Here is a 25324-nt window from a genome sequence, read left to right as displayed (position 1 = left end):
TGTTATGGATGGGCTGGCAGCCGTACGGGGTCGGTTCCGTACTTGTTGATCAGTTGTTGGTGCAGCATCTCCTTGACCACCAGGAGCACGGCCGAGGCAGCTTCGGAGAGCGGCTCGTGGTCTGGAGTGCAGAGGGCGATCTTGCTCTGCAGGCCAGGCTCGATGATCCTCAACACCTTGAAATCCTGGTCCGGGAAGAGAGCATCGGCAGCAGATTTGGGCAGGACAGTGCCGCCCAGGTTCGCGCGGATAAGCCGGATCAGCGACGGCACAGACTCCACTTCCCCCACCAGGCGGAGCGGCAGGTCCTGGTCGGCCAAGCCCTTCTCAATGAGCTGGCGCAGAGTGTGGTTCTTCTCGGGAAGGAACAAGCCCACTGTGCTGGCTTCTGCCAGGGTGACGGTGTCCTTGCCGTGGTTGACGTCCACGTCCGGGTGCACCACCAGATGCAGGTCTTCAACGATCATGGTGGTGAACTGTACGCCGCGGATTTTGCCGGGCTCGTAGATGAGCGCCATGTCGAGGCGGCCGTTCTTGATGGCCTCGCTCAGCACGCCGCCGAAAATCTCCGTCAGGTGGACCACGACATCCGGGTAGCGTCGTCCGACTTCCCTGATGATCTGGGGCGTCAGGCTGGAGGCCATGCTGTATGGCGCGATCGCGATGGAAACCCTGCCGGAGGGTGCAGCTCCAGACGTGGCGACGTCCTGCCGGGCTTGTTCAACCAGGCGGAGGATGGACTGGGCATGGCGGTACAGCGTGTGCCCGGCTGCGGTGGGCTCAACACCTTGTTTGCTGCGGATCAGGAGCCGCTGTTTGAGGTCGTTCTCCAGCGCGGATACCTGCTGGCTGAGCGCAGGCTGGGCAACGTGCAGGGCGGCGGCGGCCTTGGTGATGCTTCCCGAATCCACGATCTGCACGAAGTATGAAAGCTTTCGTGTGTCCATGATTCTGCCTTCCTAGAGAGCCACGTCCCCGGGTGGCATGCCATAAGGAAATTCTATCCGGGCAACACTGGGACCCATGCCACAGTACAGGGTGGTGCAGGTCATAACGGAGAGCTATCACGGGATAGCTATTAGGTCTTTGTGCAACGTGGTTGACCGGTGCGAGACTTCTAGAAAGAACTTCAGGCAACGCTTTGGAATCCACAAGCGTCCGACATTTACCGGGAATTCAACTAATCCTCGAGCGGATTATTCATGTCCTTCCCGGAACTGAATGCAAAACCACGGAAAGAGAACCACGTGAACCCGACAATTGATCTTGTAGCGGATCTTGGAGAGGGATTTGGCGCCTACACCATTGGCGACGATTCCGAGCTCCTGGAGATCGTAACAAGCGCCAATATCGCATGCGGGTTCCACGCCGGTGACCCGGACATCATGGCCTCCACTGTTGCTGAGTGCGTTCGCCGTGGCGTAGGCATCGGGGCCCACCCGAGCTTCCCGGACTTGCGTGGTTTCGGCCGGCGCGACATGGGCCTTACTGCCAGTGAAGTACAGAACGATGTGCTCTACCAGCTCGGCGCCTTGAACGGCTTTGCCGCCTTCCACGGCACCAAGATCACCCACATCGCTCCCCACGGCCGCCTGGGCAACCTCGTGGCTGTTCGCACCGACTACGCCCAAGCTGTTGCGGAGGCTGCAGCGCGGGTGGACAACGAGCTCATCGTGGTGGCGCAGGAAGGCGAACTGGCCAAGGCAGCGCGCAACGCGGGACTGGACGTGGCAATCGTGGGCATCGTGGACCGTGGTTATCAGGAAGACGGCACGCTGGTTCCCCGCAGCTGGCCCGGTGCCGTTTTGCACGATCCCGCAGAGATCGTGGAGCGGACCCTGCGCATGGTTGTCGAAGGCAAGATCCGCTGCGCCAACGGCGTGGACATGGATATCGACGTCGACACCGTCCTCCTGCACGGGGACAACCCCGGCGCCGTGGAACTGGCCCGCTTGATCCGCTCCGAGCTCGTGTCCGCAGGCGTCCACATCGCCCCGCTGGCCGAGGTAATGGACGCCAAGAGGAAGGCGGCCTGACATGTCCGTGCTCACAGCGGCCCCCACCGAAATCTACGAATCCGGAGACTCCGCACTGCGCGTCGTGGCGATCTCGGAGGCCAGCGAAGACAACTGGCTGACCGTCCACCGCCTGGCCGATTGGCTGGAAAGCTGCGGCGCCGAGGGCCTTCATGGTGCGGTTCCTACGTACGACTCCGTGCTGGTTGAGTTCGATCCCATTCTGGTTTCCGCCCGCCAAGTGCGCGCGTTCGTCAAGCTCGGCCTCATGGAGATCGCTCATGCGGGCGGTTCGCTGAGGGCGCCCCGGGAGTTCAATGTTCCCGTGGTGTACGGCGGCGAATACGGCCCGGACCTGGGCCGTGTCGCCGAGTTTCAGGGAGTCGATCCCGAGGAAATCATCCGCCTCCACACTGAAAAGACGTACACCGTCCGCTGCTTGGGTGCACCTGCGGGCTCGCCCATGATGGACGGGCCCGCGTTCCCCAAGCCCGTTCCGCGTTTGAAGGATCCCCGGCTCAGCGTGCCGGCCGGCGCTGTGGCGGTGGCAGGTCGCCAGGCAGTCATCGCGCCTGCTGTTGCTCCCGGCGGCTGGTGTGTCATCGGCCAGACTCCGTTGTCCGTACTGAACATCCGCCGTGAACCGCTGGTCCCGTACAAGCCAGGCGACGTCCTCAGGTTCCGCCAGATCCACGCGGAGGACTTCCACACCTTCGCTGGCATGGAATTGGAGCCACTGGCGTTGGAGGTGCGGCGATGAGTGGGGAAATCCTGATCCTGCAGCCGGGCAACTCCGTGGTCACCGACCTCGGCAGGACCCGCGGACCGCGTTTCGGGCTTCCAGTCAACGGCGCCCTGGACCAGTACTCGGCCCGTGCCGCCAACATCCTGGCCGGCAACCTGGACAACGATCCCCTGGTGGAGATCACGGCCCTCGATTTTCGGGTGAAGGCCAACGCCGACATCCTTATCGCCGTCACCGGTGCCCCGCTCACGCTCACCATCGGTGGACGCCCGTGCCGCCAGTGGGAACCGGTGTCCGTCCGGGCAGGAGAAACAGTGTCCATCCGCGGAATCCACCGTGGGCTCCGCGCCTACCTGGCAATTCACGGCTCGCTGGAAGCCGAAACGCTGCTGGGCAGCTGCGCACCGGACACCGTGGTGGGCTTCGGACTTCAGCTTCGGGAAGGAACCACGCTCCCCACCCGTAGGAGCGTGGGCCCAGTACGCCAGCCGTACTTTGACCTTCCACTCTTCAGGCTGGGCCTTGAACGGCCCAGCATGGGAACAGATCTGTTGGTCGACGTGACCGACGGGCCGGACGTCGCCGAGTTTGGCGAATCCGGCGAGCTGCTCTTCACCTCGGAGTACGCCGTGAGCGGCCGCAGCAACCACATCGGCCTGCGGCTGGGCGGACAACTGCCGGAAAGAACCTCCAGCGGTGAGGTGCTTTCACGCGGAGTGCCAGTGGGCGCCGTCGAGGTTCCCTCGAGGGAAGAGCTGCTGGTACTGCATCGGGGACGAGGCGTCACGGCCGGGTATCCCGTTCTTGCAGTAGTAACCAGCACCGGACTGGATGTCCTGGCCCAAGCAAGGCCAGGGGACAAAGTCCGTTTTCGGAAAACCACAGTGGCAGAAGCAACTGCCGCGCATCGACGCTCGCGGGCCCAACTGGAAACCCTCCGCGAATCCGTCAACACCGTCTTCGGACTCCTCGGCATCGGATGCCGTCCCCAATGGCAGGACCTACCAGTTGCGGCATGCAGCTAAAAACCCTGTCGTCATACCAGTAGGCGTTGCTACGCTCATCTCAGTAAGGAAAAGTCATGACCGCAAGCACCAACGCTGCGCCAGCGCAGCATGAGCGGCTCACGGGCCGCCAAACCCGCAAGGTTGTCACCGCAGGTTGTGTTGGCATCTTCGTGGAACTCTACGACAACGGCATTTTCGCCTTCATGGCGGGAACGCTGGCCCTGGTCTTCCTGGCCCCCGGCAACCCGGACAATGCACTGCTCTTCGTGTTCGCCGGTTACGCAGTCTCGTTCTTCGTTCGGCCCCTGGGCGCTGTTGTTTGTGGCTACCTCGGAGACCGGATCGGCAGGCAAAAGCTACTGGTCTTCGTGATCCTCCTGATCAGTGTTGCCACGGCCGGCATCGGGCTCTTGCCGCCATATGCGGCCATTGGCATTGCCGCGCCGATCCTCCTGGTGCTATTGCGTATGCTGCAGGGCTTCTCCGTTGGCGGCGAAGCTGCCGGCGCCATGACCTTCCTTGCCGAGCACGCCCCTGAAGGCAAGCGCGGTGTCATCACTTCCTACGCCCAGATTGCCTCCTTCGCAGCACTGCTCACCGGTACGCTTGTGGCGTTCTCCATGTCCCCGTGGCTCACTCAGGCAGCCATTGACGGCGGCGGCTTCGGTTCCTTCGCCTGGCGCATCCCGTTCCTCGTCGCCATCCCCATGGGCATCATCGGCTGGTACATCCGCAAGGCCATCGCCGATACCCCCAACTTCGTAAAGCTGAAGGAAGAGGGCGGACTTTCCAAGAATCCGCTCAAGGAAGCCTTCAAGTCCGCCGAGCACCGCCGTGCCATGCTCCTGGCCCTGTTCATCCCGCTCATGAACGGCTCCGGCTACTACGTGCTGTTCTCCTACATGCCCACGTTCCTCAAGGGCAAGCAGCTTAACTTCACTATCGGCCAAGCCCTTCTGGTCACTGCCTGCAGCCTGGTTGTCATCTGCATCGCCATCCCCTTCATGGGTGCCCTCTCGGACCGTGTTGGACGCAAGAAGGTCATCGCCGGCTCGGCGATTGCCATGGCTGTCCTCGGCATCCCTTCCTACGCCCTCATTGCAACCGGTGAAATGGGCCTGGCAATCCTCGGTGCCTGCATCATGGCAGTCGTCTTCGCCGGCCACACCGCCGTCATCCACATCCTGATCGTTGAACTGTTCCCCACCCGGGTCCGCTACTCCGCTTACGGCCTTGGCTACAACATCTCCTCCGCCCTGTTCGGCGGCACGGCTCCGTTGCTCATGACCTGGCTGATTTCGTCCACGGGGAACATCTACATGCCAGCCTTCTACGCAGTGATCACGGCCTTGGGCACGCTGATCGCCGTCAGCACGGTCAAGGACCGCGCCCACGAACCGCTGCGCGACGCCTAGCCACCAGAGCCTTACCGATTCCCCACCTTTTGGAGGACCAATGTCTTTTTCCGACTACACCACCGCCCTTGTCACCGGAGCTTCGACCGGTATGGGTGCAGCCATCGCTGAACGCCTCGCCAAGCGCGGCCTGACCGTCCACGCCGTGGCCCGCAACGAGGAACGCCTCGCCGAACTGGCCGACCGCACCGGGGCAGTCCCACACGTGGTGGACCTGACCGACACAGCCGCGCTGGCCGCCGTCGTGAGCGAACTCAAGGTGGACGTCCTGGTGAACTGCGCCGGAGTTTCCCGGCCAGGCAACATCCTGGACTCGTCCGAAGAGGACATCGACGAGCTCGTGGATGTGAATCTTCGCGGCCTGCTTCAGCTGACCCGTCTGGTGCTGCCGGGCATGGTGGAGCGGGACCTTGGCCACGTCATCAACATCAGCTCGATTGCCGGCGTCTACAACTTCTACGGCCACACCGTCTATCACGCCACCAAGGCGGCTGTGCACCAGATCTCCCGCCAGCTCCGAAACGACACCGTGGGTAAGCGCATCCGCGTCACCGAGATCTGCCCGGGACGGGTGGAAACCGAGATCTTCGGGCGCAACATGGGCGGCACACCCGAGGCCATGGAAGAAGCCTGGAAGACCTACTACGAGGGCTATGAGTCGCTGACCACCGACGACATCGTTAATGCCCTGGATTACGCGATCGAAACGCCGCGCCACGTCAACGTGGGCATGCTTGAGCTAATGCCGACGTTCCAGGTGCCCGGCGGCCTGACGTTCGACCGGCGCTAGCTTTTTCGGCCAGGCGCCCCATAGGTTCCGGTGGCACTCACTCCCGTCGCCGGAAAACATAAGCTGGCGGCCGCGCTCTCGCGGCCGCCAGCACCCGTTTACCCGTGCGTTCCTTCCCGGTTACCCCGTGCCGTACTCCAGGCCATCCGCGGGATTCCGGGGCCTGCTTGGCGGGCATCTGGCGTGCCGGGCGCACTAACCGGGAAGGAGCGCCGCGACGGCTCTGTATAGCGCACGACGCCGGGTGGCTCAGTCCTCGTGCAGGGTCTCCGTGAGGTGGTGCGTGGGGATGCGGTCGCGATCGTAGGTGATTTCCGTGTAGCCGTGCGGCTGCGGGCGCCCATCCGCGCCGAGGTTCACGAACACGATCTCCTCGATGGTCAGGATGCTCTGCCGGGTGATCATGTTCCGGACCTCGGCGCGCATGGTCAACGACGTGCGGCCGAAGCGTTTCGCCGTCAGCCCCATCTCGATGAGGTCGCCCTGCACCGCTGAGCTCACGAAGTTGATCTCGGAGATGTACTTGGTGACGGCGCGTCCATTGCCCAACTGGAGGATGGCGTAGATCGCGGCCTCTTCATCGATCCACTTCAGCAGGCTGCCACCAAAGAGTGTGCCGTTGGCGTTGAGGTCCTCGGGCCGCACCCATTTGCGGGTGCGGAAGGTGATGTCTGCTTTTTCCATTTTCCGAGATTATCGAACTGCCGCCTCCGGTGCCGGATGTTGCGTGACAGTTGGCTGCTGCTGCTGCTGCTGGTGCGTGCCTGTGTTTTACGCCATCGCCGTGTGGGACGCGCTGTGGGAGTCGATCCGCTTGGAGTAGCAATACGATCCATTGATGCCGATGTAGGGTCCAAAGTTGGGAACTTCGGCGAACCCGGCGCTTACGTAGAAGCTCCGTCCGTCGGACTGGGCCGATCCTGCCTCAGCTGCGATCACGCTGAAGCCGTGGGAGTGGGCCTGGGCTTCGAGCGCCGCAAGGATGGAGCTCGCGACTCCTGATCCCCGTGCATAGGGAACCACGTACAGGCGCTTGATCTCGGCTGTCTTCTCGTCCAGCATTCGCAGGCCGCCACATCCGAGTGGTTGTCCCGAGCATTTCTCGTAAGCAACAACGAATACTGCTGTGTCAGCTTCGGAGGGTGGGGGACCGGCTTCGTGATCCGTGGTCCCGAACCGGGCATCCAGTTCTGCCTGTTGCGCGGCACGGAGGTCGGCGCCCACCGGGTTTGCCCAGGTGACCTGCCGGATGTTGAGCCGGGGATTGGTCTGCATCGATGCCTCATTTCGCTTGGTTTCGCTGAGGTGTTTATGCGTCTTAAGCCTAGGAAGCTGTGGTTACCGCGGTGTTTCCTGCGCGTAAGCTTCGGGAGAATTGCTCACTATTTGCCGTGACACTTGTTGCGGGGCCCGCTTTGCGCCCTCTCGCGAGGTATTTCCACGCAAAGCAGGCCCCACACCATGCTTAGAACGCCTCGCCCGTGGGGTCCTCGGCAGTCTGGTCTGCCAATGCCAGGCCACCCACTGGAATCTGGTCCCAATGCAGCACCCGCCAGCCAGTTTCGGGATCCCCTTCGAGGGCCACGATTCCCGTGTTGGGCAACTGGTGCGTCTCGGCGAAGAGTGTGTCGATGTCTTCCGCCCGACGTCCTGCCCAGCAGCGGATAGCGGCCCCGTGGCTGACGATTGCCGCCGTCGAGTGTCCTGCTGCCGCAACCTTTTCCACAGAGGCATCGAAGCGGGCAAAGAAGTCGTGGCCGTTGAAGGCGCCCGGCATCCGAACCTCGAGGTCGCCGTCGGACCAGGCGAACACCGTGCTCATATAGCGCATATGCGACTCATGATCCGTCTTCTTCTCCAGCGAACCCGCCTCGATCTCGTGTACGCCGTCCAGGATTTCCGGTTCCAGCCCGGTTGCAGTGGCCAGTGGTATCGCCGTCCGCTGGGTCCGGAGCAACGTGGAGGTGTAGAGGGCCTGAATGGACTCATCTGCAAGAGCTTCGGGCAGGGCGGCCGCTTGCCGCTCGCCGAGTTCCGTGAGCCCTGGACCAGGAAAGGCCGTATCCAGTTGGCCCGCAACGTTGCCGGGGGTCTGTCCGTGCCTGATCAGTAGGAGCTTCATGGGTGCTCCGCTCCTCACGTCGTTGCCTTATCTGTCTTGCCCGCGCGTTCCTGCCCAGTTACCTCCAGCCAATCAGCGGTCAACGCAAGCGAACGCCCCGACACGCCGTGTCTCCGCACCTGGAAGGGCTTGCCCGCTGACGAAGTGGGCAGGAATGCGCCAGGCGCCCACTAGTTTAAACGCCGACGGCGGGCCGAGGGATCCAGCCCCGGCCCGCCGTCGTCGAGCGTTTGTTGCTACTTCAGGTGGTCCACCAATTTGTCGGCGATGCCGGTGTACTTGCCCGGGGTGAGGGCGAGCAGGCGTGCCTCGGCGTCGGCGGACAGGCCGAGCCCCTGGACGAACTCCTGCATCCGGGCGCCATCTACGCGCTGGCCCCGGGTGAGGTCCTTCAAGCGCTCGTACGGGTTTTCCATGCCTTCCACACCGGCAATGGCTTCAGCCCGCATGACCATCTGGATGGCTTCGCCCAGGACTTCCCAGTTGGTGTCGAGATCGCCCGCGAGGACTTCCTCGGCGACGTCGAGGGCCTTCAGGCCCTTGGCGACGTTGGAGATTGCCAGCAGGGAGTGACCAAAGGCGACGCCAATGTTGCGCTGCGAAGAGGAGTCCGTGAGGTCGCGCTGCCAGCGGGAAGTAACCAGCGTCGCGCCCAGGGTGTCCAGCAGGCCGTTGGAGATTTCCAGGTTGGCCTCGGCGTTTTCGAAGCGGATCGGGTTGACCTTGTGCGGCATGGTGGACGAGCCAGTGGCACCGGCAACGGGAATTTGGCGGAAGTAGCCGATGGAGATGTAGCTCCAGATGTCCGTGCACACGTTGTGCAGGATGCGGTTGAAGCGGGCGATGTCGGCGTAGAGCTCGGCCTGCCAATCGTGGCTTTCGATCTGCGTGGTGAGCGGGTTCCAGGTGAGGCCCAGTCCTTCGACGAAGGTCTTGGCGACGGCTTCCCAATCGGCAGTCGGGACCGAAGCAACATGGGCAGCGTAGGTTCCGGTGGCGCCGTTGATCTTGCCCAGGTACTCGGTCTTGGCGATGCGTGCCAGCTGTCGGTTCAGGCGGTGCGCGATGACAGCCAGTTCCTTGCCGAGCGTGGTGGGGGTGGCGGGCTGGCCGTGCGTGCGGGACAGCATGGGCACAGAGCGGTTTGCCTCGGCCATGGCCTCGATCTGCTGCACCAGCGCGGTGGCGTTGGGGAGCCACACGTCCTCTACCGCGCCCTTGATGCCAACGGCGTAAGAGAGGTTGTTGATGTCCTCGGACGTGCAGCCGAAGTGAACCATGGCTGTCAGGTTTTCGATGCCAATGGCGGGCAGGCGGCGGCCGATGTAGTACTCCACTGCCTTGACGTCGTGGACCGTGACCGCCTCGATCTCGGCGAGTTCGTTGACCGACGCGGCATTGAACTCGCTGACGATGGCACGGAGCTGGGACACCTGCTCTTCGCTCAGGGGGCCGGCGCCAGGCAGCACGGACTGGCTGGTCAGGTGGATCAGCCACTCAACCTCAACGTGAACGCGATCGCGGTTCAATGCCGCCTCGGACAAGTAGTCAACAAGGGGCGCGACGGCGGCACGGTAGCGGCCGTCGAGGGCGCCAAGAGCGAGGGGTTCGGAAGCGAGGGACACGCGAGGGGATTCAGCCATGGGGCCTATTCTTTCATGTTCCGAGGAGGCGCCCGAGTTGATGACTGCGCTATGTGGACAGCCGCCAGCGTTATCCACATAGCCGACAGCTGCGCTTCCGCCCGGTTCCCCCCGCTCCGTAGCGTCGTACCTACCGATCAGCAGAACAATCAATGGAGTACACGGACATGAGCGTCGGCTTGATGCCTGCAGCCAACCCACCTATTTTCGATCCCCTGGAGTGTGCCTCGCGCAGCCATGAAGTCCAGAGGCTCGCCTGGCGAATCAAGTCCTGTGTGGATCAAACGGACGTTGTCTTGGCAACTTTGCGGCGGACCCAGTTGGAAGAGTGGCAGTCTCCCGCCGGAAGTGCTTACAGGACAACCATCGCCCTTCATGCGTCTGCGTTAATGCGGGCACGCGAATCACTGGAAGACGCAGCCGCCTCGGTCCTCCGTCATTCCCAGAACGTCTCGGTCTCCGGTGGGAGGGGGCACTGATGGCTGATGTTGCTCCAATCGGCGCGGGTTCGGCCCCTCAACCCACAGCGCCAGCCCCGGATGGGATCCTCAGCATCCGTGGGGGAGTGGGAGGAGTGTCCTGCCAGTTGGAAGAGCTCCTGCGTGGAGCGGCACTGCTTGACGATTTGGTCCAACAACTCATCGGGGTGGAATCAGAAGCCCGTGCCGTGCAGGCTGATCTGGGGCCTTACCTTTACGACTCGTACGCCTCAGGTTGTGCCGCTATCGACGCCGTTGCTGAAAGCAGGGAGGAGGTAGGCAGGGTGCGTCAGGAATTGGTCGGGATCAGTGCGAGCGTGCGTTCCAGTCATCACGATTACGTCCAAACAGAGGTCAAGAACCTTTTCCCGCGGATGTTGGCGCTTGATGAGATGAAGATGTCAGGTGCACCCTGGGTACCAGGCCGGGACATCACGCAGAACGTGGTCACAAGCATCATTCCACCGGGGATGGGGGCGCGGGGCATCATGCGTGGACTGCTGCAGTCACCCCTTGTCCCCAGACTGAGGCCGCGCCCGGTAACCATCGAGAAGATCGACGAGTCGGTCGAGCAAGTGGATCCATCCATGGCGCAGAGCATCCGCCGACTCGAAACGCTCCATGCCCGGGGCGATGGCGAAATTGAGATCATCCAGCTCGACCACAACGGCGCCTCCTCCTGGATGGTGCTGATTCCGGGAACACAACCCGAAGGGCCAAATACCAATCCTTTCGACATCCCAGGAGTTGGTGAAGGACTCGGCTACGACTCTGAAGAAGTGGTCCCGGCCATTGGCCAGGCGTTGAGGGAAGCCGGCGCTGAAGCCGGCGACCAAGTGGTGGCAGTCGGGCACAGTCAAGGAGGTGCACATGCCATGAACCTCAGTCAGAACAAGGCATTCCTGAGCGAATTCGACCTCAAATATGTGCTGACGGCTGGAGCCCCTGCTGGCGGAATTGCCGCGGAACCCGGAATTGCTTCATTGCACCTGGAGCACGTCCAGGACTGGGTGCCTGGTTCGGATGGCCGGGTGAATCCTGATACGAAGGACAGGGTTACGGTAACGCTGAACAACGAAGTCAAAACGCCGGAAGGGGAAGACCCTGGCCTGGGGCCGGGTCACCGCTTGGAGAACTACGCCGCAGGCGCCGAACTGGTCACGGCGAGTAAGGATGCCTCCCTTGCAGCTTCTACAGCAGTGTTCGCGGGTGTTGTGGGTGTGGGAGGCGCGGCAAAGGTAACGCATTTCAAATTGGAACGGTCACCCTTGCCGGACAAAAGGCCGAGCCTGCGGAATCCCCATCTTCCGGAGAGTAGATCTGCGGCCGGCGCGCGGTGAGAGCAACTCTAGCGCTTGCGGGCACCTGGGATAAGGCCGGCCACCATGCTGATGATGCTGATGATGATCGAGGCGAGGATCGCTGTCCAGAAGAACGAGTCAATGGTGAGGTGCACTGGGGTGAAGCTGCTCAGCCAAGCGGTCAGGTACAGCATTGCCGCATTGATGATGATGGTAAACAGCCCCAGGGTCAGGATGGTTACGGGGAGGGACAGAATCTTGACCAGTGGCCGCACGAACGCGTTGACCACCCCAAAAATCAGGCCAATGAAGAGATAGGCCACGACGATGCCCGCTGCGTCGGCGCCTTGGGTGATCCCAGCGTTGGCTGCCGCTTTTTCTGTGGCAGACGAGGAGATCTCCAGACCCTCCAACAGCCAACTGGCGATCCACAGAGCTAGACCATTGATGAGGACGCGAACGATGAATGAACCCATGCGCCCATGGTTTCACACTCGTCTGTGGCCCAGCTGAGGCATCACTGGAGACAGGTAGCTCGATGAGGAGGAATGATGGATCTTGGTTGGCTCCCGAACACCCCAAACGCCGTAGGGGTGCAAGTAGGCTTGAAGTCATGACTACTACTGACAACGCACCGGAGGGGGTACTCCCTCGACCGGTCGTGGACAGGCTCCCCAAGTACGCGGCTGGTAAACCCCCCGCTGCGATTGAGGGCCTCACCAGCTACAAATTGTCGTCCAATGAAAACCCGCTGCCTCCGATCCCTGCAGTGTTGCAGGCCATCGCAGACCAGTCTGATATCAACCGCTACCCCGATCCCCTTGCAACCAAGCTGCGCAATGCCTTGGCCGATTTCCTGGATGTACCGGCTGACGACGTCGTCACTGGTGCAGGCAGCCTGGGTGCACTGAACCAAATTCTTGCCACCTTTGCTGGCCAGAACGATGACGGCAAGTCGGATGAAGTGATCTATGCCTGGCGCTCGTTCGAGGCTTACCCCATCTGTGTGGGCCTTGCAGGGGCCGCCAGCGTGCAAATCCCGTTGCTTCCGGACGGCCGTCACGACCTCGAAACGATGGCCGCGGCAGTCACGGTGCGCACCAAGGTGATCTTGCTCTGCACTCCGAACAACCCCACGGGGCCCATCCTTACCGCCGAGGAAACAGAGCGCTTCATTCAGTCGGTGCCGCCCAACGTGGTGGTGGTTATTGATGAGGCATACCAGGAGTTCGTCCGCGACCAAGCTGCCGTAGACGGAATCAAGCTCTACCGGAAATACCCCAATGTTGTGGTGCTGAGGACCTTCTCCAAAGCCCATGGCTTGGCCGGGCTGCGTGTTGGCTACAGTGTTTCCGGCCCCCAGCTCACCCAGCACCTTCGCGTCACAGCAACACCGTTCGCGGTATCGCAAATTGCAGAACGCGCCGCCATCACATCCATCGAGAATTTCGATCAGGTTGTGGAAAGGGTACAAAGCCTGGTGGATGAGAGGGACCGCGTCACTTCAGGTCTCCGTGATCTTGGGTGGTTCGTACCGGAAGCCCAGGGAAACTTCGTTTGGTTGAACTTGGGTGAAAACAGTGCCGAATTTGCGGCGTTGGCCGCCGAGCAAGCCTTGTCTGTCCGTGCCTTCGGAAATGAGGGGGTTCGGGTCAGTATCGGCGAAGTGGAAGCCAATACGCGCTTCCTCAAACTCTGTGCAGGTTATACAAAGGCTCCGCACGGTTCCTAGCGGTTAACAAATGCGCCTACGCTACTTACTGCCGATAAAGTAAGGACGAAAGCCAAAATATATGCCCATTCCGGAATGCATTCCGGAATGGGCATATATCCCAGCGACAGACATTGCCCAGGCACAAGCCGCGGCAAGCAAGGAGACGGAATGGGCTCGACACAACTGCCCCCCGGGACCGATGAAACTCTGGCGGCAACCTCAGCAGCAGTAGCTGCCTCAGGTGAACCCGTAGAGATGGTCCAGTTGCTCGGCCCTGACGGAAAGCTAGGCACCGATCCCGTCTTCTCTGACTATGCCAAGCGGATCGACCCCGAAAAGCTCCGCGTCTTCTATGCGGATATGGCCAGGATCCGGCGCTTTGACCAGGAAGCCACCGCCCTGCAGCGCCAAGGCGAACTCGCTTTGTGGGTGCCGCTGACCGGTCAAGAGGCGGCCCAGATCGGCTCGGCTCACGCCAGCCAGCCCCAGGATTACATTTTCCCCACGTACCGTGAGCACGGCGTCGCGCTGGTGCGCAACGTCGACCTTGCGGAATTGCTGAAGCAGTTCCGCGGAGTCTCCAACGGAGGGTGGGACCCGCGCGAGAACAACTTCCACCTCTACACGCTGGTCCTCGCCGCACAGACGCTGCACGCAGTGGGCTACGCCATGGGTATCCAGCGGGACCAGAAGCTGGCGCTCGCCAGCGATTCCAATGACCCCAAGGCTGCAGTCGTTGCCTACTTCGGTGACGGCGCCAGCTCCGAAGGCGACGTCCACGAATCAATGGTTTTCGCGGCCTCGTATGACGCTCCGGTCGTCTTCTTCTGCCAGAACAACCACTGGGCCATCTCCGTTCCCACCGAAGTCCAGACCAAGGTCCCGTTGGCCAACCGCGCCAAGGGCTACGGATTCCCGGGAATCCGTGTGGATGGCAACGACGTTATTGCCGTGCATGCCGTCACTGAATGGGCCCTTGAGCATGCCCGCGAGGGCCGGGGCCCTGTGCTTATTGAGGCTTACACCTATCGGGTTGGTGCACACACGACTGCTGACGACCCCACCAAGTACCGCGAACTGGCCGAAGAGGCCGCATGGCGGGAGAAGGACCCCCTGGACCGGCTGGAGAAGTACCTGAGGACGGAAGGGCTCGCCGATGAAGCCTTCTTCGAGCAGGTGCAGGCTGACGGCGACGAACTGGCAAAGTACGTCCGCAGCACCACGCACGGCCTCGAGGTGCCGGACATCCGGGATTCCTTCGCCAACGTTTACGCCGAAGCACACCCGCTGATTGCGGAGGAACAGGCGTGGTTCGAGGAATACTCGGCAGGCTTCGAAACGGACCAGGAGGCAGCTAACTGATGGCAACCATGACCATTGCAAAGGCCATCAACGAGGGTCTCCGCGCATCGCTGAAGAGTAACCCCAAGTCCCTCCTGATGGGCGAGGACATCGGGCACCTTGGCGGCGTTTATCGGGTGACGGATGGACTTATCAAGGAATTCGGGGCCGACCGCGTAGTCGACAGCCCGTTGGCAGAGTCCGGCATTGTTGGAACGGCAATTGGGCTGGCCTTGCGCGGCTATGCGCCGGTGTGCGAAATCCAGTTCGATGGGTTCGTATATCCGGCCTTCAACCAGATCACCACCCAGTTGGCCAAGATCCATGCCCGCAGCCACGGCCGCCTGACTGTGCCTGTGGTTATTCGGATCCCGTACGGCGGCGGCATCGGTTCCATCGAGCACCACTCCGAGTCGCCGGAGGCGTTGTTCGCCCACACCGCCGGACTGCGTATCATCTCGCCCTCCAACGCCCACGACGCTTACTGGATGATCCAGAAAGCCATTGAGTGCCAGGACCCTGTGATCTTCTTCGAGCCCAAGCGCCGTTATTGGCTCAAGGGCGAGGTGGATGTCGAGAACGCGGGTCTATCCGAGGACCCATTCAAGGCTCATGTGGTCCGCGAAGGTACTGACGCCACGATTGTGGCTTACGGGCCGCTGGTTCCGGTTGCACTCGCTGCTGCAGACGCCGCCATCGAGGATGGACGCAGCATTGAGGTCATCGACCTCCGCTCGATCTCGCCCTTGGACTTTGACACGGTTGAGGCATCGGTCAAGAAGACCGGCCGTCTGATCGTCGCCCACGAAGCCCCCACGTTCGGCGGTATCGGTGGAGAGATTGCCGCCCGCATCAGCGAGCGGGCATTCCTGCACCTTGAAGCCCCGGTGATCCGCGTTGGCGGTTTCCACATGCCGTATCCCGTGGCCAAGGTTGAAGAGGACTACTTGCCGGACATCGACAAGATCCTCGAAGCGCTCGACCGCTCCCTGGCTTACTAAACCGCCCTGATCCAGTCCAGCTTCACAGCCGGGCAGACGGAAATCGAGGACCACTGTGACTGTAAAGAAATTCAACCTGCCGGACGTCGGCGAAGGCCTGACCGAGGCCGAGGTAGTGGCTTGGAAGGTCAAGCCCGGCGACACCGTTGCCATCAACGATGTCCTGTGCGAGATCGAGACAGCTAAATCGCTCGTTGAGCTTCCTTCGCCCTTCGCCGGCACGGTAACCGAGTTGTTGGTCGAAGAAGGCATCACGGTGGAGGTCGGCACTGCCATTATTGCCGTTTCGGACAATCAGCCCGGGGATGCAGCGCCCGCGTCCCAGGCTCCGACGGCGGCTCCCGCGGTCGAAGCTCCCCTCTACGGCAAGCTTCCTGTTGATACGGACAGCGGTGAGAATGGGCCGGCAGGCGGACCGCTTGTGGGCTCCGGCCCCAAGGCCGACGCCGTGAAGCGCCGCGCGCGTAAGCGCCCGGCCGGCGCGGCGGTCGAGGCAGTCACGGTCGCCGAAAGTGCCGAAGGGACAGTTCAGGACCACCAAGCGGTTCTGGCCGCCCAGGCAGCCCAGACGCCGGTGCCTCACCGCCCGACGCCGGCACGCGCCGCCGTCGCGCCCGTCACCCAAACGCCGGTCACCCAAACGCCGGTCACCCAGACGCCGGTCACCCAAACGCCGGAAGCAACAGCGCCGGAAGCAACAGGGCCACAGAGCGCAGCATCGCGCGGTGCCGCGATCAGCGGCACCATCAGCGGCCTCGTCAACAAAGTCCTGGCGAAGCCCCCAGTGCGCAAGTTCGCCCGGGATCTCGGCATTGACCTTGCCGACGTCGTTGCCACGGGACAGCGCGGCGAGGTAACCCGCGAGGACCTGGTCAGCTACCAGGCGCAGCGGGATGCTGAACTTGACCAGGCGGAGTCTTTCTGGGGTGCTTCAAAGAAGCCGCAGGATCAGAGGATCGAGCGTGTTCCTGTGAAGGGAGTGCGTAAAGCAACCGCCAAGGCCATGGTGGAATCCGCGTTTACTGCACCGCACGTCAGCATCTTTGTTGATGTGGATGCGAGCCGGACCATGGAGTTCGTCAAGCGGCTGAAGGTTTCGCGGGACTTCGAGGGGATCAAGGTGTCCCCGCTGCTTATTTTGGCCAAGGCTGTCATCTGGGCTGCGGCGCGGAACCCCAGTGTCAACGCCACATGGGTGGACAACGCTGATGGCAACGGCGGCGCAGAGATCCAGATCAAGCACTTCATGAACCTGGGCATTGCGGCTGCGACACCGCGTGGCTTGATGGTGCCCAACATCAAGGACGCCCAGGACCTCTCCCTCAAGGAGTTGGCCCTTGCCCTGAACGATCTCGCCACCAAGGCCCGGGCGGGCAAGACGCAGCCGGCCGAGATGCAGGGCGGTAGCCTGACCATCACCAACGTCGGCGCCCTCGGCATTGACACGGGTACGCCCATCATTAATCCGGGCGAGGTTGCCATTATTGCGTTCGGAACCATCAAGCAGAAGCCCTGGGTCCTGGACGGGGAAGTGATTCCGCGGTGGATCACCACCTTGGGTGGTTCGTTTGACCACCGCGTCGTCGACGGCGACCTCTCAGCACGCTTCATGGCTGATGTCGCCGCCATTCTTGAAGAACCGGCATTGTTGCTTGACTGATCGGACGTCGACTGCCCGCCTGGCCGCAAGGCCGAACACCGACGTGGCGGCCGACAAACCCGGTCACGTGCCTGCCCGGTTGTTGTCAGGACCTTGGCGCACGGTTGCCAGGGTTCTGACGGAGGCCTTCCAGCCGCCCATCGTAGTGACGGCACTGCTGTTAATCAGCCCGGCTATCGAACCCGGCTTTCCCGGGTCCATGGGCTTCGGGCTGCTGGGGGCACTGTTCGTCTGCATCCTGCCGTTGGCGTACGTGCTGGTGATGATAAAGCTGGGCAGGATCACGGATCATCATGTCAGCGACCGCCGGCAGCGGCCCGCGCTGCTGCTGCTTGCATTGATTTCTGTGCTGGCAGGCCTCGCCGTGCTGCAGTTGATCAAGGGTCCGGTGAGCGTTTCACTGATGATCATCGCCCTGATCGGAGGCATTGCCGTCCTGGCGGTGGTGAGCGCTTTTTGGAAAATGAGTGGTCACGCGTCGGCCATCGCCGCAGCTGCGGTCATTGTGGCGTTGATGTTCGGGGCGGCCTGGCTGCCTTTGCTGGTCATAGTGCCGGCGGTGGCATGGTCGCGGGTCGTGCTGCGCGCCCACACGCTCGGGCAGGTTGTTGCGGGTTCCTTGTTCGGCGGCATCGTCATCGCAGGCTTCTGGTGGCTGCTGCGGGAATGGATGCTCTGAGGGGCCGCTGTTTGGTGCCCTGCCTGGAACGGTTTGGTGCCGGCCTGGAACGGTTTGCTGCCTTGCCTAGAACGCGGGGTAGTTAACCAGCAACGCCTGAAGTTCCGTGGTGGACATGTGGTTTGCCATCTCCACGCTGATGCCCATGGCCATGGCCGCGAAGGTGATCATTGCGACGCAGGCAAGGGAGAGGAAGCGCCAGTCCTTACGCATGATGCTTCCGAAAGTCTCCGGCATGTTCAGGCTCGGGGAAATCATATTGGGGGCGCTGTCCCAGGAGCCGTCGTCGAGCATCGCGATGATGCGGTCGTTGGCGCGGTCAAAACGCATCGTGCTGATGCTGTTGCCGTGGCGGGCAAGCAGGATGTCGTGTCCGACGCGCTGGCGCGGCTGCAAAGTAAGCAAGAGAAAGTCCCCTGAAGTCAGTTGATGGAGGATGGCTCACGCCATTGGGGGCATCTCAATTTTATAACGATGACTTCAGAGGGCAGGGCGAAATCACGCCAAATGCCGGGTGAGGCTCCCCACCCGGCGGCGTGATTCAGATCGCTTACGGTTGGTCGGTCTTGGCGATGTAGACATCGCAAGGAGCATTGTGGGCCACCGTGTTGGCAACGCTTCCGAGGACCCGGCCAAGGCCTTGCATCCGCCTGTTGCCCACCACGATCAGCCGGGCATCGAGCATTTCTGCTTCCTTGACCAAGGCTTCGCCGGGCTTGCCACGGGCGGCTGAGTACGTTACCTCCAGACGCTCGTCAGTCAGGCGCTCCGCCACGGTGCGGGCCACAGCCTCGGCTTCGGCGGCGTCGGACACGATCCATTTGTCCGTCCCGATCTCAACTACCTCGGTCTTGTTGCTATCGAAAGCGCTCACCACGCGAAGACTGGCGCCAATCCCGATGGCCAGTTGCTGGGCGGCCTTGGCCGCCCTCATTGCCGTCTCGCTGCCGTCTACTCCTACAATGACAACCCCGGTCATAGTGCTGCTCCTTCAGTGGTGGCTTTGATGGCCTCTGCCAGAACAGGGGCCAGACGGCGTACGCCTTCGGCAATCGTATCCGGCGGTACAGCGCTGAAGGCCAGACGGAGCTTGTTGGAGGGTCCGTCTGCCGGCGAGAATGCGGCGCCGGGGATGAAGACAACCCCTGCGTCGATGGCCTTTTTCAACAAGGGGTAGGTGTCCACGCCTTGGGGGAGCGTGACCCAGACGAAGAACCCACCCTCGGGGCGCGTCCACGAGAGCCCGGCTGGCATGTATTCGTCCAAGGCGGAGAGCAGGGCCTTGCAGCGTTCTTCGTAGAGGCCGCGATAGGTTTCAATTTGCCCCCGCCAGTCGTAGTCACGCAGATATGCGGATACAAGCATTTGGTTCAGAGGGGGTGGGCATAGCGTGACGGCTTCGGAGGCCAGGTAGAAACGACGCTGCAGATGCGCGGGCACCAGGGCCCAGCCGATGCGTAGACCCGGCGCGAAGATCTTGGAGAAGGATCCCAGGTAGATGACGTCGTCTGCATTCGCGGCTCGCATCGGGGCGATCGGATGGCCGTCAAACCGCAGTAGGCCGTAGGGATTGTCCTCGAGGACGATAATATTCGCATTGCGGCATATATCAACGATTCGCTGCCGGCGCGCTTCTGCCAGGGTGATGCCCGAGGGGTTGTTGAAGTTGGGGATCGTGTAGAGGAACTTGATGCTTTTGCCCTCTGCCTGAAGTGCGGCGATCCTGGCCTCGAGCAGCTCAGGTACCAGGCCGTCGTCGTCCATTTCAATGGGCTCCACCTGCACTTGGTAAGCCTCGAAAGTATTCAGGGCCCCAACGTAGGTGGGGTTTTCAACGAGGACCACATCGCCGGGATTGCAGAAGACTTTGGTGGCCACATCCTGTGCCGACTGGGAACCTGCCGTGATCACGATGTTCTCTGGCTGTGCGTCCGTGATGCCTTCGGCCGCCATGATCGTGCAGATCTGTTGGCGGAGTTCCGCGGTCCCCTGGCCTCCGCCGTATTGGAGTGCGGTCATGCCCTCCTCGGAAATGATCCTGGCCGCGGTCTGGCCAAGCTTTTCCAGTGGCAGCGACTGCAGGTAGGGGTTGCCGCCGGCGAGCGAGACAAGGCCGGGCCGCATCGAGATATCGAAGACGTCGCGTACAGCGGACTGTTTGATATTGGCGGCCCGCGCGGAGAACAATTCCTCGTGCGGGTGGGCGGCGGCCGTGGCGGCCCGCTCAATGGCGTCGATGGCTTCAGCGGGCAGCTTGGTGCCGGCATCCAATGTTTCGTGGGTCACAGAGACAGGATACTCCTGAAGGTTGCTAATGAGGCAACATATGTTTCCAAGAATGCCCGCGTTTGTCGGGTTTCCTTTACGCCGGGAACGCTAGGGGCTGGAATGTAGCTATGACACTGCACAGGGGATCCGTGACCAAAGCCGAACTCTTCCACAAGCTTCACGACGCCGGGCCCACACCGCTCGTCCTGGTGAACGTCTGGGATGCTGCTTCTGCCCGCGTTGTTCAAGAGGCTGGCGCAACGGCGATTGCCACCTCCAGTTCGGCGGTTTCCTGGAGCCTGGGCTTCCGGGACGGCGATCATGTGCCGTGGGGGCTGGCGATGGCGGCATTGGGGCGCGTGGCAGGGGCAACCACCCTGCCGGTGACCGCAGACATCGAAACGGGCTACGGGCGCACGGACGATGAACTCAGGGCGACCGTGCACGGAGTGCTGGATACAGGCGCGGTAGGAATCAATATCGAGGACTCGGCTGCTGAGCCACTGACGGAGATCAATGAACAGTCGCGGCGCATCGCCTTGATCCGCGCAGTGGCGGACGAGCGCGGGATCCCGTTGTTCATCAATGCCCGCACGGACACTTACCTGTCGGGACAGTATCCGGACGACGCCTACGACGAAACCCTGCGCCGTGCCGAGTCCTACCTCACGGCAGGCGCGGACGGCATCTTCGTTCCTGGCGTCCTGGACCTTCACGTCCTGCATGAACTCTCCAGCAAGATCCCTGCGCCCCTCAATGCACTAGCCGGGGTAGGCGCACCGTCCCCGCTCGAACTTCACGACGCCGGGATCCGGCGGATCAGCATCGGTGGCAACACGGCGAAAGCTGCCTACGCGAAGGTGGCACGGGTGGCGAAGGAGATCCTGGGCGACGGCAACTGGGCAGGATTGGCGGGCACGCGCAGCCACGATGAGATGGATGCGCTCTTCGCGCAGGGACCCAAATACAGGCCGTGATGCCGCCCGGTTTGCGGACAGAATAAAGCGCACGACGGCGGAACCCGGCATTAATGTCTGACCTCGCCATTAGCTTGGAGTCAGTAGCAAAGGGCCGCAAGTAGGGGAGGGCGGATGGCAAGACGCAGCGTGCAGTTCTGGCGCATTGAGCAACTTAATGGCGATGATCTGCGGCGCCCGTTTCCGGCGCGCCGGGTAGCCGAGGTACTCAAGAAGGCACAAGAGGCTGGGACCGACCGGCACTTCGTCAGCGTGGATGGCACGGTGTTGGTTGCTCAAAGTGCATCACTTTCGCCGCATCCGGTTATCCTCCTGGATCGGGTTCGCGATACCAACCTGCCCAGCGTGGGGGATGCGCTTGGACGCCGCAAGCCGCTGCCCTTGGCGCCGGGTGACCATCTTCTGGAAACCACCTACTTTGCCTTCCTGAAACGGAACGTCATCGCCGTGTTGACCAGCGGCAATGGCCCACGGGCTTCCAGGATGGCGGAGTACCTGGAGGGCATGTTGGGGCTTGGGCTGGGATTGGTTCCGGTGGTCCGCGAGGATATCGAGGAGATCCTTAATAGGCTTGAGGTGACTCGCTTTGAGTTCGCGCTTCCTGCTGAACGCCTCTCGGGGAAGCTGATGGAAGGCGAGTGGGCTGACGTCCTGGACAGCGCCTCGCGCCTCATGAACCAGGGAACGTTCCGGATTTCCCTCAGCGTGGGCCGTTCGGGAAGGGCCGAGGACAAGCAACGGATCCGGGACCGAATCCAGCAACTCATTGATCTGTTCCGCAGGGCGGGATCCGTTGAGCACTTCGACTACGTCGTGGCCGAGGGCAAAGATTCCCTGACCGGCGACCGCGAGGTTGTCGATCTCCTGAAGGAGCGTTTCATCTCGCACATCGAAGTAGACCCTGATGTGTTCAACGATCCCCGGAAGTCCACGGCTGAGGCCATCTCCATCCTCGGCAAACAGGCCAGGGATAACGAGGCCTTCTTCGCCCTGACACTCCCGGAAATCAAGGGCTCCGCGGACTCCGGCTCGGTGCCGGACATCGTCGCGGGAGGGGTGGCCGCGGTGCGGCAGGCCCTGGCGGCCGCAATAAAAGAGGAGCGTGGGGGCGGCAAGCCGACGGAGGAATCAGAAGGCAGCGCGGAACATGAGCTTGTACGAGGTTGACGTAGGGCGCACCGGTCGCCGCAGGCCGGTTTGGCGGTGGTTTCTGCTGCACCCGCCCGCAGATTACGCGTGGGCAGTTGTTGCCGTCTTGTTGTGGCTTGGCCTGGCATTGCTCTCAAGGCAGCCATTGATGCTGGAGGGCGTCGATTCAGGTGCCCGCCGAACACTGTTCCAGACCCTCGCCACGTTGGCTGGCGCTACAGCCGGCCTTACACTCACCAGCGTCTCCATGCTTATCAACGTGCTCGGCAAAAAGGCCGCGCCGGGGCAGCGCGAGCTTCCCTTGGAGAAGCTGACCGCCTCGCATCGTCGCCAAATTGGAGAGGTGTTCCTGTTCGCTATCCCGGGGCTTGCCCTGCTGGTGGTGGCTGCCCTCGTCACCGTTGTGCTGGAGGGCGATGGTCCCAGGGGGCTCTGGATCCCTGAGGCTGTTGTCCTCGTTCTCACCTTCGCGTCGGTGCTGGCGCTGCTCCGCGTGGCCTGGGCACTGCGGCGCGTACTGGCGATAGCGACGGCTTGAGTCCAAAACTGAGGCATCAGTCCCAAACGCGCTATCGCAGGCTCAGCGCCTCAGCCAGCGTCTTGCCATTGACGTAGATCTCGGCCCGGGATGCCCCGCTGGCGGAGACTATTGTGTGCGTCAGTTGCGCCTCGATGCGCGGGATATCGCACACTCCGCCGGGCCGCAGCGTTCCATCCAGATTCACCACCACTGTTGCTCCGCTGACATAGCCGGATACGAAGCGCAGCGAGGAATTAGCCAGTGAATCGTAGAGGCCGGCGCTCGTGTCCAAAGGCATGCCAGCTTCCAGCAGGCGGCTCAGCGCTACCGTCAAAGGGTCACCGGGGGCCAAGGCGCCGCGGACAGGCACCAGGCTGTCGTTGCATCCGAATCGAACACCCCTGGCGCCGCCATCATCAACTGCCACGTAGTACACGGCCGGCCCCAGGTTCAGGGCCTCCTGGGGTACGGTCGCAGCCCGGGCCACGGGAGCAACGGGTGTGGGCGAAGGGTTTGGAGTTGCGCTGGGTAAAGGCTCGACGGCGTTACGTGGCTTAGGCGGTTCGGCCGACCCAATGCCAGGGGTACCCGTGGTAGAACTGCCAGAGCTACCAGCGCCCGAACCGGTGGAGGGCTGGGCTGGAGAATCTGGACGAGTCGCAGTGCTGCCCTCGGTTGACGGCGCAGCCGGAGAACCGGAAGATTCGTCCTCCGCAGCATTGTCTTCATTCACCGAACCTGATGGTCCCGCTGCAGGAACAGACGAAGCAGCCCCGGGCGATGGCAAAGGACCCGGGCCGGAAGTGCAGCCGGCCAGCAACAGGCTCAAAACGAGGCAGGCAGCCGGGATCGCCGTCGTACTTTCTGGTCTCCGCCCGGCACGCATGACAGCCCCACGCTCCTGTCCGTCCACCTGTAGTTCAACGGTAAGCCGGTGCGACCTACGGCAAAATGCCGCTACGGTGACGGTTCGGACAAGAGTTGATCACGCTGCGCCCCAGTACGCAGCGTTAACGCGGAGGCCCCCACCCCGCGCGGCGAATTCGCAGGCGCGGAGCGGGGGCAGGAATAGCGAAAAACTAGGCTGCTGCTTCTTCTTCCTGAACGGCAGTCAGGGGCTCGAAGATGGCCTTGATCTGCTCAACAACCTCGGCGTCATCCTTCGGGTGCAGTTCGGCGAAGCGGATCATGGAACCCGGGACAGCCAGCTTGACCTCGTCAAGGACCTTGGCGCCGGCGATGCCAACAGCCTTACGGGCCTCGTCCTGGGCCCAGACTCCGCCGAACTGGCCGAAAGCGGTTCCGACGACGGCGGTCGGCTTGCCGCTGAGGGCGCCTGCGCCGTACGGGCGGGACAGCCAGTCAATGGCGTTCTTCAGCGATGCGGGCATGGTGCCGTTGTGCTCGGGGGTGACGAGGAGAAGGGTGTCGGCGTTGGATGCAGCAGCGCGCAGGGCTGCAGCTTCGGCGGGAACCTGGCCTTCGACGTCGATGTCCTCGTTGTAGAACGGGATGGTGCCCAAGGAATCGTGGATCTGGACCTCTACGTTTTCCGGTGCGTTCAGCTGGATGGCTTCGGCGAGCTTCTTGTTGTGGGAGTCAGCGCGGAGGCTGCCGACGAGGGTAAGAACGGTGCTCTTTGACATGGTGTCTCCTTTGTAAGCGTTTGGACCTTCACTGATACTAAACGGACTGCGGTCCGCTTTCTATTCCCGGGTCTAGAATGTTTTTTGTGAGCTCGATCCCAATCCAGCCGGACGTGCCCTTCGGTCCGCCGCATGAGCGCAGCGATGCCGCCCGGAATCGCGAGCGGCTCCTTTGCGCTGCCCGCGAGTTGGTTGACGAGTTCGGCGTGGAAGCACTCACCATGGACGCGCTCGCCTGCAAAGCCCACGTTGGCAAGGGAACCGTGTTCCGTCGCTTCGGGAGCAGGGCCGGCCTCATGATGACCCTCCTGAGCGACTCTGAATCTGAATTTCAGCGCGGCTTCATGTTTGGTCCGCCACCCCTGGGCCCGGGCGCGACGCCGAGCGAACGCCTGAGGGCCTTCGGCGAGGGCCGCATTTACTTCGTCCTGGAAAACGGCGAGCTCCTGAAAGCGGCCGCTACCAATGCCCGCAATCGCTTTGACGTGCCGGCCACTGTCCTTGCACACCGACATATCGAGGTCCTGCTGCGTGAGGCAGGCATCGCAGATCCGTGGGTCATGGCGATGTCGTTGCTTTCCGCACTGGACCCGGAACGAATCGTCAACGACGTACGCGTCCACGGCATCTCACCGAAGAGGCTCACCGAATCCTGGGGCGAACTCGTCTCGCGCCTCATGCGATCTTCCTAGATCAAGTCCGTCCTCGTTAGGCCTTTGTAAGCGCCACAGTGCCTCCGACGTCGAAATCGTGACGCAGTCTACACATAACAATCTGGCTGCAGGCGTGAAACTGGACCAAACGGAGCGAAACGTGAAGCAGTTATTGTGGTAGTTTCCTCTTGAATGTGAC

26 protein-coding genes are annotated in these 25324 nt (G+C 62.3%); 15 read left to right on the top strand and 11 right to left on the bottom strand.

Annotated elements, in window-relative coordinates:
• Positions 1-2: 2 nt before the first annotated feature.
• Complete coding sequence (locus ACZ5G6_RS22155; protein ID WP_223934941.1) at positions 3-947, bottom strand: LysR substrate-binding domain-containing protein; 945 nt, start codon at positions 945-947, stop codon at positions 3-5.
• 300 nt (positions 948-1247) lie between these two features.
• Between ACZ5G6_RS22155 and ACZ5G6_RS22150 the strand changes: the two genes are divergently transcribed.
• Genes ACZ5G6_RS22150 through ACZ5G6_RS22130 form a run of 5 tightly spaced genes read left to right on the top strand, consistent with a single transcriptional unit; the run spans position 1248 to position 5972 of the window.
• Positions 1248-2036, top strand: coding sequence for a LamB/YcsF family protein (locus tag ACZ5G6_RS22150; protein WP_223934940.1), 789 nt, complete (start codon positions 1248-1250; stop codon positions 2034-2036).
• A 1-nt stretch (position 2037) separates the two neighbouring features.
• The gene (locus ACZ5G6_RS22145) at positions 2038-2775 is read left to right on the top strand and encodes a 5-oxoprolinase subunit B family protein (RefSeq protein ID WP_498688183.1); all 738 of its coding nucleotides are present in this window, start codon (positions 2038-2040) and stop codon (positions 2773-2775) included.
• Positions 2772-3785: a 5-oxoprolinase subunit C family protein gene (locus tag ACZ5G6_RS22140; protein WP_498688180.1), complete on the top strand. Its 1014-nt coding sequence runs from the start codon at positions 2772-2774 to the stop codon at positions 3783-3785. The genes ACZ5G6_RS22145 and ACZ5G6_RS22140 overlap by 4 nt, the downstream gene beginning before the upstream one ends.
• 56 nt (positions 3786-3841) lie before the next feature.
• The gene (locus tag ACZ5G6_RS22135; RefSeq protein ID WP_223934937.1) at positions 3842-5182 is read left to right on the top strand and encodes an MFS transporter; all 1341 of its coding nucleotides are present in this window, start codon (positions 3842-3844) and stop codon (positions 5180-5182) included.
• Between the two features lie 40 nt (positions 5183-5222).
• Positions 5223-5972, top strand: a complete 750-nt coding sequence (locus ACZ5G6_RS22130) for an SDR family oxidoreductase (RefSeq protein WP_223934936.1) — start codon at positions 5223-5225, stop codon at positions 5970-5972.
• 249 nt (positions 5973-6221) lie between these two features.
• On the opposite strand, the gene ACZ5G6_RS22125 is transcribed toward ACZ5G6_RS22130, so the two are convergent.
• The 4 genes from ACZ5G6_RS22125 to purB all read right to left on the bottom strand — a co-directional run bounded on the left by ACZ5G6_RS22125 (position 6222) and on the right by purB (position 9737).
• A complete protein-coding gene (locus ACZ5G6_RS22125) occupies positions 6222-6656 on the bottom strand; it encodes an acyl-CoA thioesterase (RefSeq protein WP_216926238.1) in 435 nt (144 codons plus the stop codon).
• 87 nt (positions 6657-6743) lie between these two features.
• Positions 6744-7247 (bottom strand): GNAT family N-acetyltransferase, encoded by a 504-nt coding sequence (locus ACZ5G6_RS22120; protein WP_223934935.1) that lies wholly within the window; start codon positions 7245-7247, stop codon positions 6744-6746.
• A gap of 190 nt (positions 7248-7437) precedes the next feature.
• The gene (locus ACZ5G6_RS22115; RefSeq protein WP_223934934.1) at positions 7438-8094 is read right to left on the bottom strand and encodes a histidine phosphatase family protein; all 657 of its coding nucleotides are present in this window, start codon (positions 8092-8094) and stop codon (positions 7438-7440) included.
• Between the two features lie 236 nt (positions 8095-8330).
• On the bottom strand, positions 8331-9737 hold the full coding sequence (purB, locus tag ACZ5G6_RS22110) for an adenylosuccinate lyase (RefSeq protein WP_223934933.1): 1407 nt from the start codon (positions 9735-9737) through the stop codon (positions 8331-8333).
• A gap of 478 nt (positions 9738-10215) precedes the next feature.
• On the opposite strand from purB, the gene ACZ5G6_RS22105 reads away from it, so the two are divergent.
• On the top strand, positions 10216-11556 hold the full coding sequence (locus tag ACZ5G6_RS22105; RefSeq protein WP_498688176.1) for a hypothetical protein: 1341 nt from the start codon (positions 10216-10218) through the stop codon (positions 11554-11556).
• A gap of 8 nt (positions 11557-11564) precedes the next feature.
• Here the strand turns inward: ACZ5G6_RS22105 and ACZ5G6_RS22100 are convergent, their stop codons facing one another.
• Positions 11565-11993: a phage holin family protein gene (locus ACZ5G6_RS22100; protein ID WP_223934930.1), complete on the bottom strand. Its 429-nt coding sequence runs from the start codon at positions 11991-11993 to the stop codon at positions 11565-11567.
• A 137-nt stretch (positions 11994-12130) separates the two neighbouring features.
• Here ACZ5G6_RS22100 and ACZ5G6_RS22095 point away from each other — a divergent pair, with 137 nt between their 5' ends.
• From ACZ5G6_RS22095 to ACZ5G6_RS22075, 5 genes are all read left to right on the top strand, one after another.
• The gene (locus tag ACZ5G6_RS22095) at positions 12131-13249 is read left to right on the top strand and encodes a histidinol-phosphate transaminase (RefSeq protein ID WP_223934929.1); all 1119 of its coding nucleotides are present in this window, start codon (positions 12131-12133) and stop codon (positions 13247-13249) included.
• A gap of 150 nt (positions 13250-13399) precedes the next feature.
• Entirely contained in the window at positions 13400-14593 is a 1194-nt protein-coding gene (pdhA, locus tag ACZ5G6_RS22090) for a pyruvate dehydrogenase (acetyl-transferring) E1 component subunit alpha (protein ID WP_223934928.1), read from the top strand.
• Positions 14593-15573: an alpha-ketoacid dehydrogenase subunit beta gene (locus ACZ5G6_RS22085; RefSeq protein WP_498688174.1), complete on the top strand. Its 981-nt coding sequence runs from the start codon at positions 14593-14595 to the stop codon at positions 15571-15573. The genes pdhA and ACZ5G6_RS22085 overlap by 1 nt, the downstream gene beginning before the upstream one ends.
• Positions 15574-15628: 55 nt before the next feature.
• Positions 15629-17233, top strand: coding sequence for a dihydrolipoamide acetyltransferase family protein (locus ACZ5G6_RS22080; protein WP_498688172.1), 1605 nt, complete (start codon positions 15629-15631; stop codon positions 17231-17233).
• A gap of 82 nt (positions 17234-17315) precedes the next feature.
• Complete coding sequence (locus tag ACZ5G6_RS22075; protein WP_498691991.1) at positions 17316-17912, top strand: phosphatase PAP2 family protein; 597 nt, start codon at positions 17316-17318, stop codon at positions 17910-17912.
• A gap of 66 nt (positions 17913-17978) precedes the next feature.
• On the opposite strand, the gene ACZ5G6_RS22070 is transcribed toward ACZ5G6_RS22075, so the two are convergent.
• From ACZ5G6_RS22070 to ACZ5G6_RS22060, 3 genes are all read right to left on the bottom strand, one after another.
• A complete protein-coding gene (locus tag ACZ5G6_RS22070) occupies positions 17979-18317 on the bottom strand; it encodes a hypothetical protein (RefSeq protein WP_223934925.1) in 339 nt (112 codons plus the stop codon).
• Between the two features lie 145 nt (positions 18318-18462).
• Positions 18463-18891 (bottom strand): universal stress protein, encoded by a 429-nt coding sequence (locus tag ACZ5G6_RS22065; RefSeq protein ID WP_223934924.1) that lies wholly within the window; start codon positions 18889-18891, stop codon positions 18463-18465.
• Positions 18888-20198, bottom strand: coding sequence for an aminotransferase-like domain-containing protein (locus tag ACZ5G6_RS22060; RefSeq protein ID WP_498688169.1), 1311 nt, complete (start codon positions 20196-20198; stop codon positions 18888-18890). Before ACZ5G6_RS22060 ends, ACZ5G6_RS22065 begins: the two co-directional genes overlap by 4 nt.
• A gap of 110 nt (positions 20199-20308) precedes the next feature.
• On the opposite strand from ACZ5G6_RS22060, the gene ACZ5G6_RS22055 reads away from it, so the two are divergent.
• The 3 genes from ACZ5G6_RS22055 (at position 20309) to ACZ5G6_RS22045 (ending at position 22844) form a co-directional block, all read left to right on the top strand.
• Complete coding sequence (locus ACZ5G6_RS22055) at positions 20309-21157, top strand: isocitrate lyase/PEP mutase family protein (protein ID WP_223934922.1); 849 nt, start codon at positions 20309-20311, stop codon at positions 21155-21157.
• Between the two features lie 114 nt (positions 21158-21271).
• Positions 21272-22324 carry a hypothetical protein gene (locus tag ACZ5G6_RS22050; RefSeq protein WP_223934921.1) on the top strand — a complete coding sequence of 351 codons (1053 nt, stop codon included), beginning with the start codon at positions 21272-21274 and terminating at the stop codon, positions 22322-22324.
• Positions 22305-22844, top strand: a complete 540-nt coding sequence (locus ACZ5G6_RS22045) for a hypothetical protein (RefSeq protein ID WP_223934920.1) — start codon at positions 22305-22307, stop codon at positions 22842-22844. Before ACZ5G6_RS22050 ends, ACZ5G6_RS22045 begins: the two co-directional genes overlap by 20 nt.
• Before the next feature lie 31 nt (positions 22845-22875).
• On the opposite strand, the gene ACZ5G6_RS22040 is transcribed toward ACZ5G6_RS22045, so the two are convergent.
• On the bottom strand, positions 22876-23313 hold the full coding sequence (locus ACZ5G6_RS22040; protein ID WP_498688164.1) for a GerMN domain-containing protein: 438 nt from the start codon (positions 23311-23313) through the stop codon (positions 22876-22878).
• A gap of 592 nt (positions 23314-23905) precedes the next feature.
• Positions 23906-24472, bottom strand: coding sequence for an NAD(P)H-dependent oxidoreductase (locus tag ACZ5G6_RS22035; RefSeq protein WP_498688163.1), 567 nt, complete (start codon positions 24470-24472; stop codon positions 23906-23908).
• Positions 24473-24558: 86 nt separating this feature from the next.
• On the opposite strand from ACZ5G6_RS22035, the gene ACZ5G6_RS22030 reads away from it, so the two are divergent.
• Positions 24559-25164 (top strand): TetR/AcrR family transcriptional regulator, encoded by a 606-nt coding sequence (locus tag ACZ5G6_RS22030; protein WP_498688161.1) that lies wholly within the window; start codon positions 24559-24561, stop codon positions 25162-25164.
• Positions 25165-25324 lie beyond the last annotated feature (160 nt).

This window comes from Arthrobacter sp. TmtSoilC51, from assembly GCF_055388015.1.
This window is presented reverse-complemented; position numbering and strand designations above follow the sequence as displayed.

Excerpts from the sequence above, each read along its gene's own strand:
- ACZ5G6_RS22155 (WP_223934941.1), bottom strand. The coding sequence starts at position 947 with ATGGACACACGAAAGCTTTCATACTTCGTGCAGATCGTGGATTCGGGA.
- ACZ5G6_RS22145 (WP_498688183.1), top strand. The coding sequence starts at position 2,038 with ATGTCCGTGCTCACAGCGGCCCCCACCGAAATCTACGAATCCGGAGAC.
- ACZ5G6_RS22140 (WP_498688180.1), top strand. The coding sequence starts at position 2,772 with ATGAGTGGGGAAATCCTGATCCTGCAGCCGGGCAACTCCGTGGTCACC.
- ACZ5G6_RS22135 (WP_223934937.1), top strand. The coding sequence starts at position 3,842 with ATGACCGCAAGCACCAACGCTGCGCCAGCGCAGCATGAGCGGCTCACG.
- ACZ5G6_RS22130 (WP_223934936.1), top strand. The coding sequence starts at position 5,223 with ATGTCTTTTTCCGACTACACCACCGCCCTTGTCACCGGAGCTTCGACC.
- ACZ5G6_RS22125 (WP_216926238.1), bottom strand. The coding sequence starts at position 6,656 with ATGGAAAAAGCAGACATCACCTTCCGCACCCGCAAATGGGTGCGGCCC.
- ACZ5G6_RS22120 (WP_223934935.1), bottom strand. The coding sequence starts at position 7,247 with ATGCAGACCAATCCCCGGCTCAACATCCGGCAGGTCACCTGGGCAAAC.
- ACZ5G6_RS22115 (WP_223934934.1), bottom strand. The coding sequence starts at position 8,094 with ATGAAGCTCCTACTGATCAGGCACGGACAGACCCCCGGCAACGTTGCG.
- purB (WP_223934933.1), bottom strand. The coding sequence starts at position 9,737 with ATGGCTGAATCCCCTCGCGTGTCCCTCGCTTCCGAACCCCTCGCTCTT.
- ACZ5G6_RS22105 (WP_498688176.1), top strand. The coding sequence starts at position 10,216 with ATGGCTGATGTTGCTCCAATCGGCGCGGGTTCGGCCCCTCAACCCACA.
- ACZ5G6_RS22100 (WP_223934930.1), bottom strand. The coding sequence starts at position 11,993 with ATGGGTTCATTCATCGTTCGCGTCCTCATCAATGGTCTAGCTCTGTGG.
- ACZ5G6_RS22095 (WP_223934929.1), top strand. The coding sequence starts at position 12,131 with ATGACTACTACTGACAACGCACCGGAGGGGGTACTCCCTCGACCGGTC.
- pdhA (WP_223934928.1), top strand. The coding sequence starts at position 13,400 with ATGGGCTCGACACAACTGCCCCCCGGGACCGATGAAACTCTGGCGGCA.
- ACZ5G6_RS22085 (WP_498688174.1), top strand. The coding sequence starts at position 14,593 with ATGGCAACCATGACCATTGCAAAGGCCATCAACGAGGGTCTCCGCGCA.
- ACZ5G6_RS22065 (WP_223934924.1), bottom strand. The coding sequence starts at position 18,891 with ATGACCGGGGTTGTCATTGTAGGAGTAGACGGCAGCGAGACGGCAATG.
- ACZ5G6_RS22055 (WP_223934922.1), top strand. The coding sequence starts at position 20,309 with ATGACACTGCACAGGGGATCCGTGACCAAAGCCGAACTCTTCCACAAG.
- ACZ5G6_RS22050 (WP_223934921.1), top strand. The coding sequence starts at position 21,272 with ATGGCAAGACGCAGCGTGCAGTTCTGGCGCATTGAGCAACTTAATGGC.
- ACZ5G6_RS22045 (WP_223934920.1), top strand. The coding sequence starts at position 22,305 with ATGAGCTTGTACGAGGTTGACGTAGGGCGCACCGGTCGCCGCAGGCCG.
- ACZ5G6_RS22035 (WP_498688163.1), bottom strand. The coding sequence starts at position 24,472 with ATGTCAAAGAGCACCGTTCTTACCCTCGTCGGCAGCCTCCGCGCTGAC.